The 16343-nt window shown below is 60.8% G+C and carries 11 protein-coding genes; 7 read left to right on the top strand and 4 right to left on the bottom strand.

Features of this window, described 5'->3' with window-relative positions; translation table 11 throughout:
- Positions 1–126: 126 nt before the first annotated feature.
- The 6 genes from CATRI_RS08020 (at position 127) to CATRI_RS07995 (ending at position 5637) form a co-directional block, all read left to right on the top strand.
- Positions 127–1344 carry an MFS transporter gene (locus CATRI_RS08020; RefSeq protein ID WP_290216418.1) on the top strand — a complete coding sequence of 406 codons (1218 nt, stop codon included), beginning with the start codon at positions 127–129 and terminating at the stop codon, positions 1342–1344.
- Between the two features lie 35 nt (positions 1345–1379).
- Complete coding sequence (locus CATRI_RS08015; RefSeq protein WP_290216416.1) at positions 1380–2423, top strand: sensor histidine kinase; 1044 nt, start codon at positions 1380–1382, stop codon at positions 2421–2423.
- Between the two features lie 110 nt (positions 2424–2533).
- Positions 2534–3175 carry a response regulator gene (locus tag CATRI_RS08010; protein WP_290216414.1) on the top strand — a complete coding sequence of 214 codons (642 nt, stop codon included), beginning with the start codon at positions 2534–2536 and terminating at the stop codon, positions 3173–3175.
- Positions 3176–3216: 41 nt separating this feature from the next.
- A complete protein-coding gene (locus CATRI_RS08005) occupies positions 3217–4071 on the top strand; it encodes an ABC transporter ATP-binding protein (RefSeq protein WP_290216412.1) in 855 nt (284 codons plus the stop codon).
- The gene (locus CATRI_RS08000; protein WP_290216410.1) at positions 4068–4793 is read left to right on the top strand and encodes an ABC transporter permease; all 726 of its coding nucleotides are present in this window, start codon (positions 4068–4070) and stop codon (positions 4791–4793) included. The genes CATRI_RS08005 and CATRI_RS08000 overlap by 4 nt, the downstream gene beginning before the upstream one ends.
- 1 nt (position 4794) lies before the next feature.
- A complete protein-coding gene (locus CATRI_RS07995) occupies positions 4795–5637 on the top strand; it encodes an ABC transporter permease (protein ID WP_290216408.1) in 843 nt (280 codons plus the stop codon).
- A 402-nt stretch (positions 5638–6039) separates the two neighbouring features.
- Here the strand turns inward: CATRI_RS07995 and CATRI_RS07990 are convergent, their stop codons facing one another.
- The 3 genes from CATRI_RS07990 to yaaA all read right to left on the bottom strand — a co-directional run bounded on the left by CATRI_RS07990 (position 6040) and on the right by yaaA (position 12614).
- Positions 6040–10563, bottom strand: a complete 4524-nt coding sequence (locus CATRI_RS07990) for a PDDEXK-like endonuclease domain-containing protein (RefSeq protein ID WP_290216405.1) — start codon at positions 10561–10563, stop codon at positions 6040–6042.
- A gap of 159 nt (positions 10564–10722) precedes the next feature.
- Positions 10723–11835, bottom strand: coding sequence for an ATP-binding protein (locus tag CATRI_RS07985; RefSeq protein ID WP_290216403.1), 1113 nt, complete (start codon positions 11833–11835; stop codon positions 10723–10725).
- A 50-nt stretch (positions 11836–11885) separates the two neighbouring features.
- Complete coding sequence (gene yaaA / locus CATRI_RS07980; protein WP_290216402.1) at positions 11886–12614, bottom strand: peroxide stress protein YaaA; 729 nt, start codon at positions 12612–12614, stop codon at positions 11886–11888.
- Between the two features lie 32 nt (positions 12615–12646).
- Between yaaA and CATRI_RS07975 the strand changes: the two genes are divergently transcribed.
- Positions 12647–14404 (top strand): proline--tRNA ligase, encoded by a 1758-nt coding sequence (locus CATRI_RS07975; protein WP_290216399.1) that lies wholly within the window; start codon positions 12647–12649, stop codon positions 14402–14404.
- On the opposite strand, the gene CATRI_RS07970 is transcribed toward CATRI_RS07975, so the two are convergent.
- Positions 14401–16323 carry an MMPL family transporter gene (locus tag CATRI_RS07970; protein ID WP_290216397.1) on the bottom strand — a complete coding sequence of 641 codons (1923 nt, stop codon included), beginning with the start codon at positions 16321–16323 and terminating at the stop codon, positions 14401–14403. The genes CATRI_RS07975 and CATRI_RS07970 overlap by 4 nt on opposite strands.
- Positions 16324–16343: the final 20 nt, after the last annotated feature.

Raw genomic sequence — 16343 nt, 5'->3', positions numbered from 1 at the left:
AGGCACAACAGGGTGCTGGCTGCTTTTACTCCGGGGGCCGATAGTGGCATGGCAATCGTGAACTGCGCCGGCAACCCAGCCCGGCGCAGGTCACTCACCGACCTATGGAAAGTGTGAAAACCACTCATGACCATCGACACAAAGGCAGTCGTGGGGGCCACCACCCCAGTCCGGGGTTCTCGGACCTCACTAGCCTTGCTTGCTCTCAGCGTGGGCGGCTTCGGTATCGGCCTGACCGAATTCGTCATCGCGGGCCTGCTTACGGAAGTTGCCACTGACCTCAACGTTTCTATCCCCGCCGCAGGACACCTCGTCGGCGCCTATGCCCTCGCCGTGGTGCCCGGCGCGCTCGTCCTCACGCCGTTTCTCATGCGCCGGGCGCCGAGAGTGGCCTTGGTGTCACTGTTGGCGCTATTCGTCGTCGGCAACGTCCTCTCGGCGTGGTCACCGAACTACGAGGTGATGTTTGCCGGCCGGATCGTCGCAGCCCTCGCCCACGGCGGGTATTTCGGAATCGGCGCGGTCTTAGCCGGTTCGCTGGTCTCACCCGCCCGGCAGGCCTCGGCCATTTCGATCCTCTTCGCCGGGCTCACCGTCGCGAATGTGCTCGGCGTTCCTTTGGGCAGCTTCATCGGCCAGCAGTGGGGATGGCGTGCGGTGTTCTGGCTCATCAGCGTCGTTGGCGTGATCGCCCTCATCGGCATGGCAACGCTCGTTCCGCATACGGATCCCGAGCAAAATCAACTGCCCGTCCGGCAGCAATTTGCCTCCCTGGCCAAGCCTCAGGTGTTGTCGTCCTTGGTCACCACTGCTCTCATCTTTGGCGGCATGTTCGGGGTCTTTACCTACATCGAACCCCTCCTGCGCAATGTCACGGGCTATTCTGCCGCAGCCATCCCCTGGCTGCTGGTGCTCTTCGGTGGTGGCCTGTTCATCGGCAACGTCCTCGGTGGCCGGGCAGCAGACCGTGATCCCGATAAGGCGGTCCTGATGTTGTCGATCCTGCTTCCGATCGTCATCCTCGCCTTGGGACTCGCAGCAGGGAACCCGTGGGTGACGGCGGTCCTACTCACACTCATGGGTGCGGTTGGTTTTGCCACGGTCCCGGGGTTGCAGGCCCGCGTCATGCGCCACGCTCAGGGAGCCACCACCTTGGCGTCGGCCGCGAATATTGCCGCCTTCAACCTGGGCAACACGGTGGGGGTGAGTCTCGCGGGCGCGGCTATCGGCGCTGGCTGGGGATTCCGTAGCCCCACGATGGTGGGAGCGGGACTGACTGTCATCGGGCTCATTACTGTGAGCCTGGCCATCGCTCGGACTGTGCGCTCTCATCCCCAGGGATGAGGTGACATGTCGGGTGGGGGTTCTACGCTGGGTGCATGACCAGCTCGGCCACCCACCTGGTAGGGCATCCCGCGCGGGTGCTCGGAATCATCGCGTGCGCCCTGCTCTTTACTAACACGCTCATTACTCGGCTGGATGGGCAGATGCGGTGGTTGGCCGTGGCCCTGCTGCTGATCATCACAATCGCTGTGCTGTTTCATCCCCGGTGGGGTGACGCGTCCATTGCCGTGGTCGCGGTGTGCCTTGCTATCTGCCTCGGATTCTCCGATCTCCGCCAGTCATTTGAAGTCGTTATTCCCGTCCTCTACGTCTCCTATGTAGCCAGCGCGTATTCCCCGCCGACCTGGCGGCGGCTGTGGTTGTCACTGCTTCTGGTCGGCGTCGGGAGTGCCATGTTCACCGCCGTTTTCCGCGTGCCGGTGGAAGGGGGACTCCTCGGAGGGATGGCGGGAGAGCCCAAGGTTGGCGTGGCGATAGTCGCGACGGCGGGAACCTGGATCGTCCTCGGCTTTTTCTGGCTGTTGGGCAGGCGAACGCGCGACCGTTACCGCGACATAGCGGTGCTCCAGGAACGAGCGGAGATGGCCCAGGTGATGGAGCGGACTCGCATTGCGCGGGAGATGCACGACATCGTCGCGCACAGTTTGTCGGGAATTATGGCGTTGTCGGATGGGGCGCGGTTTGCTGCCAAGAAGGACCCGGACGTGGCGGTGGAAACGCTCGAGGCCATCTCTGCGCAGTCGCGGGAAGCTCTCGGGCACATGCGTGGCCTGCTGACGGTCCTTCGCACTGACTCCTCCCGCGCTGCCTTGGCGGCTCCGGGAATCGCGGATCTGAGGGCCCTGATCGCCGAGACGACCCGCGCCGGGCAGGAGATCAGCGTCCGCGGATTGGACGAAGCAGTCGAAAGCGCGGAGATGGGGGAACTGGCTCAATTCACCGTCTACCGGGTGGTTCAGGAGATGTTGAGCAATATCCTTCGCCACGCGGACGGCCCCGCAACGATGGAGTTCGAGGCCATGTCTCGGCGCCTGCGCATCGTCGCCTCCAATCCTTCCCAGCCCTCCCCGGTGGACTGAACCCCTGGCTACGGACTCGTGGGCATGACCGAGCGCGTCCGCGGCCTCGGCGGGGTCGTCCGTGTGCAGGAAACAGCGGACCATTTCACCGTCGCCGTGGAGGTGCCCTTGTGATCAGGGTCGGATTGGTGGATGATCAGCCGTTGGTCCGGGCGAGGTTCGCCCTCCTCATTAATTCTCAGGATGACTTGACTGTGGTGTGGCAGGCAGGCGACGGCGCTGAGCTGCTCACCGAAGCAGCTGATGTCGTGCTCATGGACGTGCAGATGCCGCACGTCGATGGGATCACCGCGGCGCGTCAGCTCCTCGTGGGCGATGACCATGTTCGGGTCATCATGCTCACCACGTTCGACGACGAGGCGTTTGTCTCCGGGGCGATCGCCGCCGGTGCCTCCGGGTTTTTGCTCAAGGATTCCCAACCGGAGCAGTTGCTGCACGCCATCCGTACGGTCGCTGAGGGCAACGCGATTTTGTCCCCGAAGGTCACGGCGGGCGTGCTGCGCCAGCTCCAGGGCGACGCGAAACAGGAGGAGCTCGACCTCACTGCCCGCGAGCGCGACATTCTCCGGCTCATCGCCCTGGGATATAACAATGAGGAGATCGCCGCGCAGGAGTTCGTGTCCATGTCCACGGTGAAGACCCACGTGCGTCACATCTTGCTCAAAACCGGGTCGCGGGACCGCGTCCATGCCGTGCTGCGGGCGTATCGCAGCGGGTTGGTGCGCGTTGATGAGCTGCTCATTCATCCCTAGGGTGGATGAAAGGGGCATTCCCGGGCTGCGACAGTGAGGGCATGAGAGACACTGCCATCGTGACGCAAGGATTGACCAAAACCTACGGGAGGGTGGGCGTCGTCAAGCATCTTGACCTCTGCGTGCCCACCGGATCGATTTATGGATTCCTCGGGCCGAACGGCTCGGGGAAAACGACCACCATGAAGATGATCCTCGGGTTGACCCGGCCGACGGCGGGGCAGGTGACGGTTATGGGCATGGAGATGAATGATGCCAATCGGGGAAAGATCCTGCCGCACGTGGGCTCGCTCATTGAGAACCCGGCTGGGTATGGGCATCTGACGGGCCAGGAAAACCTGGATATCCAGCGTCATCTGCTCGGCCTCGACGAGAAAGCGTGCGCGCGTGCGCTGGAGTTGGTTGGCCTGACTCGCCACCGTGACAAGCTGGTGCGCGGCTACTCCTTGGGCATGAAACAACGCTTGGGGATCGCACTCGCGCTTGCCCGGCAGCCACAATTGCTCGTGCTGGACGAGCCGATCAACGGATTGGACCCGGCGGGCATCGAGGAGATCCGGCACCTCATCGTGAAGCTCGCGGGTGAGGGCGTGACCATCATGATTTCCTCGCACATCCTCGATGAAATCGAACGCATCGCCACCCGCATCGGAATCATCGCGCAAGGCACCCTCCTCTTCGAAGGATCACGCGAAGAACTCATGCGCCACAGCATCCCCGACACCGTCTTCGTCACCTCCCGTGGCACGACGACGGTTCCCGGTCTCACCGCCGAGGCGGTGGCCCGCCGCGTCACAGAGCTTGTCGACGCCCGAGAGGACATCTTCGAAGTCAGGCGCGAGGTCCAGCGCTTGGAGGACGTCTTCATGAACCTCACCAAGGGGGCACTCCTATGACTTTGGTGCGGGTGGAATGGCGGAAAATGCGGCGGCTCAAGGTCGGCTGGCTCCTGGCACTCATGGTGCTCTTCGTCGTCGGCTGGACCCAGGCAGCATCGGCGGCCTCCGCTCAAGATGCAGATTCGGCGACCATTCTCCTGGGATTGGGGATGATCGCCAGCCTCGTGGGCCCGCTGTTCATGGCGATCATCGCCAGCCGCGTCGTCGATATGGAGCACACTGCTGCGGGGTGGACCTTGTACGGGACGATCGGCACCGGATTCAGCCGCCTGCTCCTGGCCAAGATGGCCGCCCTCGCCCCACTCGCGGCCGTGGCTGTCGTAGTCGAAGTGGCTCTCGTCGCTCTGTTGGTTCCGGGCGGTATTGGCGCGCCGGGTTATTGGCTGATGTACCTCGCGGGCGTGATCTTGGTCAATGGTGTCTTCCTGGCTGGTCACGTGGTGCTGGCCGCCGTGACCGACAACCAGCTGATCAGTATCGGAGCAGGCGCGCTCGGCTCTTTCATCGCCTTGTTCTGCCTGTTCCTACCGGTGTGGATGGCCAGGCTTGTGCCGTGGAGCTACTACGCCATGATCATCCCGGCCACCGTCTCTGACGGCGACGAGGCCGGGATCCACTACGTCATGCCCGATTGGCTGACCATTCTCGGTGCCGCCGCTCTGTCGCTCGTGGTGCTCACTGTCGTCCTGCGGCGCCTGAACTCCACTAAGGAGAACTGACATGACCCAAGTTCTTGCTGCCGAGCTGCTTAAGCTCAAGCGCTCCTCGACCTGGCTGGTCGCCGTTATCCTGCCGGTGCTCGCGGTCCTCAGCGGGTCGATGAACTACCAGAACAACACAGAAGTGTTAACCGCGGGATGGCAATCCCTCGCCTCCCAGGTGGTGCTGTTCTACGGTCTCTTCTTCTATTCCGTGGGGGTGTCACTACTGGTGGCGGTAGCCTGGCGGGCGGAAACGAACTCCTGGAACCTCACAGCGACGTCGGTAAGCATGCGTCGGCTGCTGGTGGCCAAGACCCTGGCCGTTGTGCCACTACTGGCGACGATGCAGGCGATCATGTTTGCGGGCATCGTGGCCGCCGGGTTGCTCCTCCAGGTGCCGGGAGCTGTGCCTCCCATGCTGGCAGTGGTCGCGGTGCTGGGGGTGCTGTGCGCCATCCCGCTGGTGGTGCTGCAGTCGCTCATTTCGGCACTCATCCCCAGTTTCGCCGCCTCCGTCGCGCTCGGGTTTGTGGGCGTGTTCATTGCGCTGGGGATTAGTTCGAGTCAGTCGGTATCCGCGTTGGCGTGGGTCGTCCCACAGGCGTTGATCACCCGGGCTGTGTCACTCGGTTCCACCGCGATCTCCACTGCCGGCGGACTAAGTGATGTGGTGCCGTTGACTGGTGCCGCCATTGCCGTGACGGTTGTCCTGACCCTCGTGGGGTCGTGGCTCATGCAGCTTGTTCCGCTAGTTCACCCGCACCGAGCGCGGGTGCGCCTGATGTACTTTTGCCGAAGACGCGACCCGAGCGAGGGAGTTCATCACTATCGAAGCGCGCACCAGAGTTCACCCCGGCAGTGAACAGCCGCCGGTGTGAGATGAGTCAACCTTGCCGCTCGGTGGTGGGGGCTATTGATCGGATTCAGGCTCGGGGGCTTCCGAACTAATATGATAAAAGTCGCGTCTCAATTTCTGATAACGCCCATCCCATTCTTTACTTCGAGGGCATGTTCGTCGTGGCAGGAACAACCAGTGGGAACTTCGCCAACAACTTCGCCCTGGCACCTTCGCGCGCCGGGAGGATAGCTGGGTCTGCCTCAGCACTCCTTGGATCGGGACAGCTTCTTCGTGGCAGAACTGGTCTCCCCTGAAGCGGCTCTGTCCACCTCCGTGAACAGAGCACGAACAGATGGCGGTCAGACGAGTAGTTCTCTTTCCTGTGGAAGAGGCATGCGGCTCGAAATCACCCTATTCCACGTTGGTTTAAAGCGCAGAGTCGGCGGACTTCAGCGCGCAAGTCGGGATGGTGGAAATAACCTTGAGTCCTTCAGTGAGCTCGTCGCCCGGCCCAGATAGTTGCTCGATAGATCCATCACGGGCAACCCGGTAGAAATTTCCACTGGGCGATTCTCCCGAATCGCTGGAATCGGCGAAAGGTTCGATACCCTTGTCGTCCAGAAGCTGCCAAAGTGGCTCCAGCGATCCGGCGGTGTCCGCATAGAAGTCTGATTCCCTGACTCGAAAGAACGTCCAACCAACACGTTCAAGATTCCTCTGCCGCACTAGATCTTGCCTGATTGCATCACCGCTATGCCAGTGATCTCCGTCGCACTCGACAGCGACTCTCTGATCTACACCTTCGACTACAAGGTCAATGTGGTAACCGATTACTGGCACTTGCGGTGTGATCGAATAGCCTCTCGCTGAAATCTGGTTGTAAACGCGCTGTTCAAAGAGAGAATCAAATGGTTCCACGTGACTCCTCTCATCCACAGGTTGGGATGCCTCGAGTTGGCATGTTGATCTAGACGCTACGTTATAGGCATATTCGAGCAGTTCATGGCGCATGTCACCTTCGGTGTGCACGTCCGAGCGTCGAAGGGAATGAACGAGCCAGACTTGGTCCTTTGCACGGCTTACGGCAACGTTGTATCGCTGGACGTACAAATCTCGAGTCAGGGCGGCGACTCTGCGCTCGCCGCTTAGTGATGCGACCATGGAAAGGAACATCACATCTCTTTCGGCACCCTGGAAATCAGATGCGTCACCAACCATGAGTTCCCGGGATTCGATCATGTTAGGCGAAAAACGCTGCTGAACGAGCTGTTGCATCTTCCTGGCCTGGCCTTTGCCGGTCAAAGAGATGATGCCAAAAGTCATGCCCTCATATCGCGCATCCTTGTCGCACGCTGCAACCAGATCAACTACTGCCTGGGCCTCCACCTCATTTTGCAGGCTATCCGTAGTGCCTCTTGTGAAACCCCCCTCAGCGTAAACAACCTTGAAGGGGTCTAACCGGTCCCTCCCGACCTGCCGCACTGGCTCGAGACGAATATTCTCCCGCTCGTATGCGATGAGGTTGGAAAAGTTAATGATCTCAGGAACGCACCGACGGTGCTCCTTCAACGTTATTCGACCGGAGAAACGCATAACTGCGTCGTCGAAGAAAGATCGATTAGGATTTGCGAACGCATCCTTGAAAGGAATACCCTTCAAATACTGGCTAGCTAAGCTATCAACTTCCAAAAGGCTGGTGCCAATTGTATTGGGAGACACTTGTTTGTCATCGCCGATCACCACGACCCGTGGCGCAAGGTACTGGAGGAACGTGGCCTCCATACCCGCCTGCGACGCCTCATCCACGATGATGACATCAAAGGAGTTCTCGTTCAAACTCACCTGATCAACTACTCGACCAAGGGGCATAATCCACACAGGAACATATTCCCTACAAGCATCGAGAGCGCGACGAACTGAGGCCCGTTGCTCGGAAGCATACTTTCCAGTTCCTTTGCCGAGTCGCCGGGTCTCTTGGACATAATGGGTCAGGCGAGCTCGAGCGGTTGGGGTGAGGCGGTGAACGGCTTCACGCCATGCCCGAAGTTGTGCCAGTTCTCCTGCGGATTCATGGAGCTTTTCGTCGATGACACGAATCTCGTCCTGGATGCGGTTGGCGTCAATACTGCCCCGTTGCTGAATCTTGACGCCCAGATGGGCCCAATCAGCCGCATTCTCCAAAGTGGAGAGTTGCTCGTCCCACTTCAGGCTGTTGGGGTCACCAATCACTTCTTTTGCTAGTACTGGATGCCACTGGTTGAGGAGAGAGCTGAGACTCTCCCTTCGTTTGACCGTGTCAATATCTCGAACAATATTTTCTCGTTTTCGAAGAGCCTCAGAATAGGCCAATGTATCTCGACTTTTGACAGCAGAAAGCAGAAGAGTAATCCACTCAGGGTATTGCTGCTGAGTGCGAAGCGCCACGTACAGAGATCTGGACAGCTCCTGAAAAGGAACTTTTGCATCTTTGATGTCTAGCTCGGCGATTCGCCGCTGTAGGGCCTCCGCGTAGCTACGCACCGCGCCAGGGGATTTCCAGGAAATCGTCCGGAGCAGTAGTTTTTCTACGTGTTTGTTAAGTTTAACAATCTCCACACCGAGATCGATGGCTGGCTGCAATAGCTCGACGGTTTGGCGCGCTTCGCTTATCCGGTGGTGTGGAGATTGTGCCGCAGGCACGGGTCGCACTGCGGCGATTAGACTTTCAGCCTGCGTGATAGCTGTCTCGAATTGAATATGGTTCTGTAAAAGAGCGTAATCTTCGGCACTCGTGGGTACGCGGCCATCGACTCGCACTGACTCCAGCAGGGACATGTTGTTTTTGAGAACTGCACGGGAGAGTAGCGGGAGTTTGACAGTTCCGTCGGGCTTTAGACGGATCACATTTCCTGATGCCACGTATTCACTGAGTTCGGCAGCTTGATGTGAATATCTCGCCAGGCCGTCGGCTGGTTCTATCTGTACGTTTCCGCAAGATCTGAGTATCTTTTGAGCACGCCTCGTAGATGAGTCGATGTCACGGACGATTGAAATCCATCGGTCTCCGGAGCCAGCTATGACCTCACGTAACACCTTGTTTCGCCAATCGATGCCTGCTGATTCAATGGCTTCAATTTGGTGGAGAAGGCGAATTAGGTCTGAATGAAGCTGCTCAATTGTTTCCCGAGGAATTTCAGAAATGGACTTAGCTAGGTCTGCCCAGTGTACGGATGGTGAAAGTGAGATGGACTTATTCAGTTGGGAAAGATGATTAGCTGCTTCAGTGAACTCTTCTAAAGGCATGAGAGTCGGAAGATCTTTGGGCGTCAGCTTAAATTCAGAAACTGAAAAGGTCAAAGCATCGTCGCGCAAGAGCTGGAGTAGCTCGATTGCTTCACCGTTCTGGAGCGGGGAGGTGCTCGTTTTGGGGCCATTTCCGTGGAGTATCCAGCGGTACTTTTCTGCGTCGTCAAAATAGCGTCTAACTAGCGCCGGTTTCGTTCCGCGATAGCTTCCTACTTGTTGCGACGTTGATTCGTCCAGCAGTGCATCTACTAGCTTCTTAGTCATCCGCTCTCGTTCGCTCAGTAGTTTGGAAACCTTGTGTCGCTCTTGCTTCTCCAATGCCAGGTTTTCTTGGAGATCGAAGTCTTCGGACGAAGAAGCAATCTTGTGGATTGATCCGTTCAATTCGGCCATCTCGGATGTGCTGTGACCGATGGCTGAGACAGCGAGGTCGCGGATTTCTTCGGGGAGTTTTCCCCGAACTTCGTATAGCGCACGCTCCGTGTGTGCGGTGACGAGAATTCGTTTTCCCTGAGCCAAGAGATGGGTGATGAGAGCTGCTGCGGTATGTGTTTTTCCGGTCCCGGGAGGCCCCTGGACGACGGTTTGAGCATTCGTGTCAACACGTTCGAGAACCATCTCCTGCTCCCGGTTGAGCGGGAGCGGGCTAAAGATTTCGTTGTCTTTGCCTTCAAGCAGTGCACCAGGGCGGGAGTCTCGGACGGTAGAGGGTGGCTGATCTGGATCGATCATGGTGATGAGGCCCGCAGGTACTTCACCGGATTGCTGGATTTGCTCGGCGATGCGGTCGAAGGCAGTAGTGTAGCCACGCTGCCCCTTTTTCCGCATGATGATTGCAGGTGAGTAGGAGACTTGAGGGTAGGCCTGGGCATCCGGAATGGAGGACGTGTCCACGTACGCTCCGTTTGTAGCTAGAAGATTAGCGGTTGGTACCCCGATCTCTTGGGAGAAGCCTGCGGAGATCTCCAGAACTTCATTCGTCTCCGCTAGGGTCTGCAGTCGGCTGGGGAGGGATGCGTCATGCATGCTCGGTTCGAGCATGTTGAGCTCGGTTCGAATCCCTGCGTGAGAATCGGTGAGGGTGACGGAGATTTGTCCGGAAACGTCATCGAAGCCCACTTCAATTCCAACTGTAAAAATGTGACGACGAACTTTACTGCTTCCTGCGGGTAGCCAGGTCAAGAGGCCAAAAGCGAAGACTAACTCGAAAGACTCGCTAGCTCTCTCCATGTCCCTACGCAGCTGGAAGAGATCAGCGTAGAGCTTGCGTATCGGTCGATTTGAAAGCTCCTTCTTCGCCGAGAAGTCCCAGACGGTCAGCCATTCGTGCGCGCGATATTGGACGTCTTCGATTGCGTTCGGACGCACAGTCGGCCGGCTCTCGGGGTCGTCCCACGGGCCATTCAAGTACTCCCTGATGTCGGGAGGCGGCAACTGCGGTTCAGCTGTAGTAACTCGGTCAACTGTAAGGACTGGTTCGTATTCGGTTATGACATCGCTGACACTGACGGCATCATGATGCGGCAAGCTTTGAAGCCAGATGACCTTTCCGTCTTCCTTGTAGGACTCAAGGTCAGAAATGCGTTTTTCTCTCATCTCCTGAAGTCGGGCGAGGTAAGTAAAGAGTTTTGCGGCATTATCAACCAAATCGCTTTTAGAAGGCATTCCATATTCCTGTAGGCCGTAGTGCTTACGCAGAGACTGGGCTCCGCGTGGTGGAGGGGACAAGAGAGAATCCTAGATGACGTCGCTACTCTTAAATGCATGAGGATAGGGGACCTTGGAGAGCTAGAATTGTTTGACTGACCTACTTGAAACAGATATTCAGTTGACCCGGGTAACTCGTCTATTGCTGCGCAGGAATTCCGCCAAGTAGGGGAGTGTGAAGGACACCTGCCCCCATGAAGGTGACTCGATCAGACCCCGGTCTAGCAGTTTTCCGCGGGTGTCGGTTGCCTCGTTCGGGCGTTTGCCTACGGCTTCCGCCACGGCCGACGAGGACACCGATTCCTCATCGCCGATGAGGTCGGCCACCGCCCGGAGGTAGGCGATCTGCGCTGGCGGCACGCCCTTGAGCGAGGGTGCATGAACCTGGGACCCCATGGTCAGGACCGCATCCTGGCGTACCACAGACACGTCCTCTGCGGTGATGGTTCCTCCGGAGCTACTCCACGCGAGATAGCCCACGAGCTGCACCAAGTAGGGATAGCCCTGGGCAAGGTGCACGGCGGCGTCGACCCCGGCGTTGTCGAAGGGTCGGCCGGAGCCCTCGGCGGTAGCGAGGAGGGTGGCGCGGGCATCGTCGTCGGTGAGCGGGCCGAGCTCAAACCGGCGGGCACGGCGCAGGAAGGTAGTGCCCGGTAGGTCGAGGAGCCGATTGACCCCGTGGGTGAGGCCCGCCATAGCGAGTGAAACTTCGAGGTTGTCGCGGATGAGATCCTGGTAGGCCACGGCGAGGTGGCTGAGGTTATCGGGATCGGCATCTTGAACCTCGTCGACCGTGATGAGGACGCCGGCTCCGCTGAGCAGCCCAAGCAGGTCGCGCAGCCGGGAGGACAGGGTGGGAGTGGGATCGACGCCGGGGGTCAGTTCGGTGTCCACGCTGCCCAGGCCGGTGATACTCACACCCGTGACTTTGCGGCCGGGTGGGGGAGCGAGCTCGCGAATCTTCATGGGGATGGTGGATTCGACGAGGGTGCGAATCATGTCGTGGCGGCCGGTGGCGCGCAGGACGATCCAGCCCTGTTGGGCGGCGATATCTTCGAGTTCAGTGAGGAGGACCGTCTTGCCGATGCCGCGGGCGCCATCAATGATGAGGCTGCGGGTGGGGTCTCCCGGGTAGCCGTCGATGGCGCGGGCGAACTCATCGAGAATGACGCGGCGTCCGGCCCAGTAGTACGGGCTGGCGCCGAAAGTGGGGCGGAAAGGGTTCTTCACAGCGACTCCTTGATAAATTGATAAATTCCACCCTAGCTGGGAAATGGCGACTAGACCACCACGGTGAGCACCGTCTGCGAGGTGTGCTCCACCTCCATGCCAGCCGCCCGAACAATCGCGAGGATGTCTTCCACTGACTCCGGCTCATCCGGCGCCAACGCCAGCACCCGGGCCAGCTCACCCTTGTAGTGCTTATTGAAGTGGCTGACCACCTTCCGTGAACCATCCGGCTGAGTTGATTCCACCCGCACCGTCACCGCGCCGGGTACCCGGCCCAATTGCTGGTAGGCGCCGGATCTTAGGTCAACGAGCAACTTTTCCGACGCCAAGGCCTCGGTGATTGTGGTGCCCCAGCGAGCCTTCATGGTGACAGCGACGCCATCGGGACCGGGCAACTTCGTGCCCGCCGACAAGCGATAATGCGGGATGAGATCACCTGCCCGGACGACCCCGAACAGTGCCGAGCCGACGGCGAGGCGTTGCCACGCGGAGGGTGGCAGGGACGGGGCATCGAGGGCGTCGAAAAGCACTCCGGTGTAGCGCTGCAGTGCCGGCATGGTGGGGGACGTGCGGAGCGACCGGTTGGATTCGGCTTCCGGCCGAAGTTTCTCCGAGATACCGAGCACACCCATAGCCTCGTCAACAGGCATGGATTCGAGGAGGCTGATGATGGAGTCGCGAGCCGGATTCAAGCTCGGAAACGACAAAGAATCCAGGTCCAAAGGCGGATGGGACCCACCGTGAGCTTTGGTTTCCGAAGGGGGCAACACAATCAGCATGACGATCAGGCTACCGGGTAGAGTTACCGTTCATGATCACACGTCTGTCCTCGCTGTTCCTGCGCACCTTGCGCGAAGATCCTGCCGACGCCGAGGTGCCCAGCCACAAGCTCCTCGTCCGGGCCGGATACGTTCGCCGCGCCGCGCCCGGCGTCTACTCCTGGCTGCCGCTGGGCCTGCGCACGCTGCGCAAGATCGAAAACGTCGTCCGCGAGGAGATGGACAACATTGGCGGCCAAGAGCTGCTGTTCCCCGCACTCCTGCCCCGTGATCCTTATGAGAAGACGGGTCGGTGGACCGAGTACGGTTCCGCGCTGTTCCGCCTGCAGGACCGCAAGGGAAATGACATGCTCCTCGGCCCGACGCACGAGGAAATGTTCGCCACCGCCGTGAAGGATTTGTACAGCTCCTACAAGGATTTCCCCGTCACCCTGTACCAAATCCAGACGAAGTACCGCGATGAGGAGCGTCCCCGCGCGGGCATCCTCCGCGGGCGCGAGTTCGTGATGAAGGATTCCTACTCCTTCGACATGACCGACGCCGGTTTGGAGCAGTCCTACCAAGTCCACCGGGGCGCCTACCAGGCCATTTTCAACCGCCTGGGCCTGGAGTACGCCATCTGTGAGGCAACCTCGGGTGCGATGGGTGGCTCGGCCTCGGAGGAATTCCTTGCGCTCAGCCCCAACGGCGAGGACACGTTCGTGCGCGCCACCGACGGCGATTACGCCGCCAACGTGGAGGCGGTGGTGACCCAGCCGGGCACCGAGCGGCCCATTGAAGGCTTGGCCGAGGCGGTCGAGCATGACACCCCGGATTCGGAGACCATCGCCACCCTCGTGGACTGGGCCAACACCATTGGCGTGGAGATCGAGGGCCGCCCGGTCACGGCCGCCGACACCCTCAAGTGTCTGGTGGTTACGGTCCTGGAGCCGGGCGCCGAGGAGCGCGAACTCCTCGGTGTTCTCGTGCCGGGCGACCGCGAGGTAGACATGAAGCGCCTCGAGGCTTCCCTCGAGCCCGCCGACGTTGCGCTGGCAGAGGAGAAGGACTTCAAGAAGAATCCCTTCCTGGTCAAGGGCTACGTTGGCCCGCGCGGACTCGCCGCAAACGGGGTTCGTGTTCTCGCCGACCCCCGAGTCGTCTCGGGCACCGCGTGGATCACGGGCGCCGATGCCCCCAACCGCCACGTCGTCGGCCTCGTCGCTGGCCGCGATTTTGAGGTGGATGGCTTCATCGAGGCCGCCGAAATCCGTGAGGGCGATCCCGCTCCGAATGGCATGGGCACGTTGACCCTGGAGCGCGGCATCGAGATCGGCCACATCTTCCAGCTGGGCCGCAAGTACACCGAGGCTTTCGATGTGCAGATCCTCGACGAGAATGGCAAGCGAGCCATCCCGACCATGGGCTCCTATGGCATCGGCGTCTCCCGCCTCATGGCTGTGCTCGCCGAGCAGCGCCACGATGACAAGGGCTTGAACTGGCCCATGGAGATCGCCCCGTATCAAGTGCACGTGGTGGTGGCGAACAAGGACTCCGCCGCCCTGGAAGCGGGCGACGCCATCGTCGCCGAACTCGATGCCGCGGGCCTCGAAGTGCTTTTCGACGACCGTCCCAAGGTCAGCCCCGGCGTCAAGTTCAAGGATGCCGAACTGCTGGGCATGCCCGTCGCCGTGGTCCTTGGTCGCTCCTTCGCCGATGGCATCGTCGAGGTGCGAGTGCGGGGCGGCGAGACCTTCGAGGTTCCCGCCACCGATGCCGTCGCCCGCGTCGTAGAGCTGGTGCGCGGCTAGCGGCTGGGCCACCAGATCTTGTCACCCAACATCTGCACGATCGCGGGCAGCAAGATCGTTCGCACGATGAGGGTGTCCAGCAGCACGCCGATGAAGATGACGATGCCCACCTGAGCGAGCACCACCAGCGGCAGGATGCCCAGTGCCGCGAAGACTGCCGCAAGGAGGATGCCGGCCGAGGTGATCACGCCGCCGGTGGAGGATAGCGCCTTGAGTACGCCCTCCTTGGTGCCGTGCACCTTCGCTTCCTCCTGGGTACGGGTGATGAGGAAGATGGAGTAATCAATGCCCAGCGCAACGAGGAAGACGTAGGCGTAGAGGGGCGTGGCGCCGTCGAAACGCTCGAAGCCGAAGACGGTGGTGGAGATCCACCAGCCCAGGCCGAGTGCCGCGATGTTGGTCAGCAGCACCGAGGCCGTCATAATCAGTGGTGCAAGGACCGAACGCAGCAGGACCATGAGCGCGACGAAAATGAGCGCCAGGATGAGCGGGAAGATGAGTATCCGGTCATCCGACGCGGACTGCTCCTGATCGTAAAGCTCAGCGTTCTGGCCGCCGACGAGGGTATCGGTGCCGGAGAGAATCTCGCGCAGCTCGGCGGTGTCCGGCCCGGACACCTGCAGGATATCCCACCCAGCCACGGCGTCTTGCGGGGCCACGTTGGCGCCCGCGGACTCGAGCGCAGAGGTAGCGGCAGCCGCGTCGTGGGTGGCAACGATCGCGGGCGTTGCCTGCTGATCCGGAAACGCCTGCTCCAATGCTTCGGCCGCCGCAATGGACTCGGGCTTATCAATGAACTGATCTGACTGGGTCAGACCCGTCTGGATCTGTAGTGCGCCAAGGCAGGCGACTCCCAACAGCGCGAGGGCGCCAACGGCCACCGGCATGGGGCGACGGCGAACCACACCGCCAATCCGATCCCAGAACTTATGCTGGGTTTCTTCGCCGACTACGGGAGCCTTGGGCCAGAAGATCCACCGGTTGAACAGCACGAGGGCCCCGGGGAGGGCGAACATGGCGAAGATCATCGCGATGGTTACGCCGATCATGGACGCCATGCCCAGGCCGCGAGTCGTGGGCACCGCGGACAGCAGGAGGCAGGCCACGCCGATGATGACGGTGGTGCCGGAGGCGAAGACCGTCTTCACGGTGGGCAGCCACGCGGCCGCCATGGCCTGGAACCGGTCCTCTGTTTTGGTCAGTTCATCCCGGTAGCGGGAGATGAGCAACAGCGCGTAGTTGGTGCCGGCGCCGAAAACGAGGACGGAGAGGATGCCGCCGGTGGACTCATTCCAGCTCGCCCCGACGGCGTCTAGAATCCACGTGTAGGCCGTGGCAGCGACGCGGTCGGCGATACCGATGACCACGATGGGGATGATCCACAGGATCGGGGAGCGGTAGGTCACGATGAGCAATACCGCCACGATGATGCCGGTGACAGCTAGCAGCATGACATTCGCACCCTCGAAGACTCCCGAGAGGTCGGCGTCGATGGCGGCCGGGCCGGTGACCTGGGCGGTAACCGTATCCGGCAACCCCTCGGCGGCCTGGGTGCGCAAGTCGGTCACCGCGGCGACGTTGTCGAGCAGGCTATCGGAGGACACCTCGACCGGAACCAAGGCGGCGGTTTGGTCCTGGTTGGGGATGAGCGGTCCCCCGAGTTCCGCGGCCCGCGGGGCGAGCGCCGCCAGGTCGAGGCGCGAGCCCTCGTTAGCAGTGAAGACCACAATGGCTTCGTTGCTGTTGTCGCCGGGACGCTCCGCGAGGATCGCAGCGACCTGGGTCGACTCGGCGTCGTCGGGAAGCATCGCGGTGGGGGAGGACGGCTGCTGTGCGGCCCCCAGGGCGATGACGCCCATTCCGAGGGCGAGCAGGAGGAGGGTGAGCCAGCGGAAAGCGCGGGCGGTTGAAGAGGTCACCTTCGGAACTTTACCCGCGC

This window comes from Corynebacterium atrinae (assembly GCF_030408455.1).
GTDB classification, from domain to species: Bacteria; Actinomycetota; Actinomycetes; order Mycobacteriales; family Mycobacteriaceae; genus Corynebacterium; species Corynebacterium atrinae.
This window is presented reverse-complemented; position numbering and strand designations above follow the sequence as displayed.

Excerpts from the sequence above, each read along its gene's own strand:
- CATRI_RS08000 (WP_290216410.1), top strand. The coding sequence starts at position 4,068 with ATGACTTTGGTGCGGGTGGAATGGCGGAAAATGCGGCGGCTCAAGGTC.
- yaaA (WP_290216402.1), bottom strand. The coding sequence starts at position 12,614 with ATGCTGATTGTGTTGCCCCCTTCGGAAACCAAAGCTCACGGTGGGTCC.
- CATRI_RS08015 (WP_290216416.1), top strand. The coding sequence starts at position 1,380 with ATGACCAGCTCGGCCACCCACCTGGTAGGGCATCCCGCGCGGGTGCTC.
- CATRI_RS07975 (WP_290216399.1), top strand. The coding sequence starts at position 12,647 with ATGATCACACGTCTGTCCTCGCTGTTCCTGCGCACCTTGCGCGAAGAT.
- CATRI_RS08020 (WP_290216418.1), top strand. The coding sequence starts at position 127 with ATGACCATCGACACAAAGGCAGTCGTGGGGGCCACCACCCCAGTCCGG.
- CATRI_RS07995 (WP_290216408.1), top strand. The coding sequence starts at position 4,795 with ATGACCCAAGTTCTTGCTGCCGAGCTGCTTAAGCTCAAGCGCTCCTCG.
- CATRI_RS07990 (WP_290216405.1), bottom strand. The coding sequence starts at position 10,563 with ATGCCTTCTAAAAGCGATTTGGTTGATAATGCCGCAAAACTCTTTACT.
- CATRI_RS08005 (WP_290216412.1), top strand. The coding sequence starts at position 3,217 with ATGAGAGACACTGCCATCGTGACGCAAGGATTGACCAAAACCTACGGG.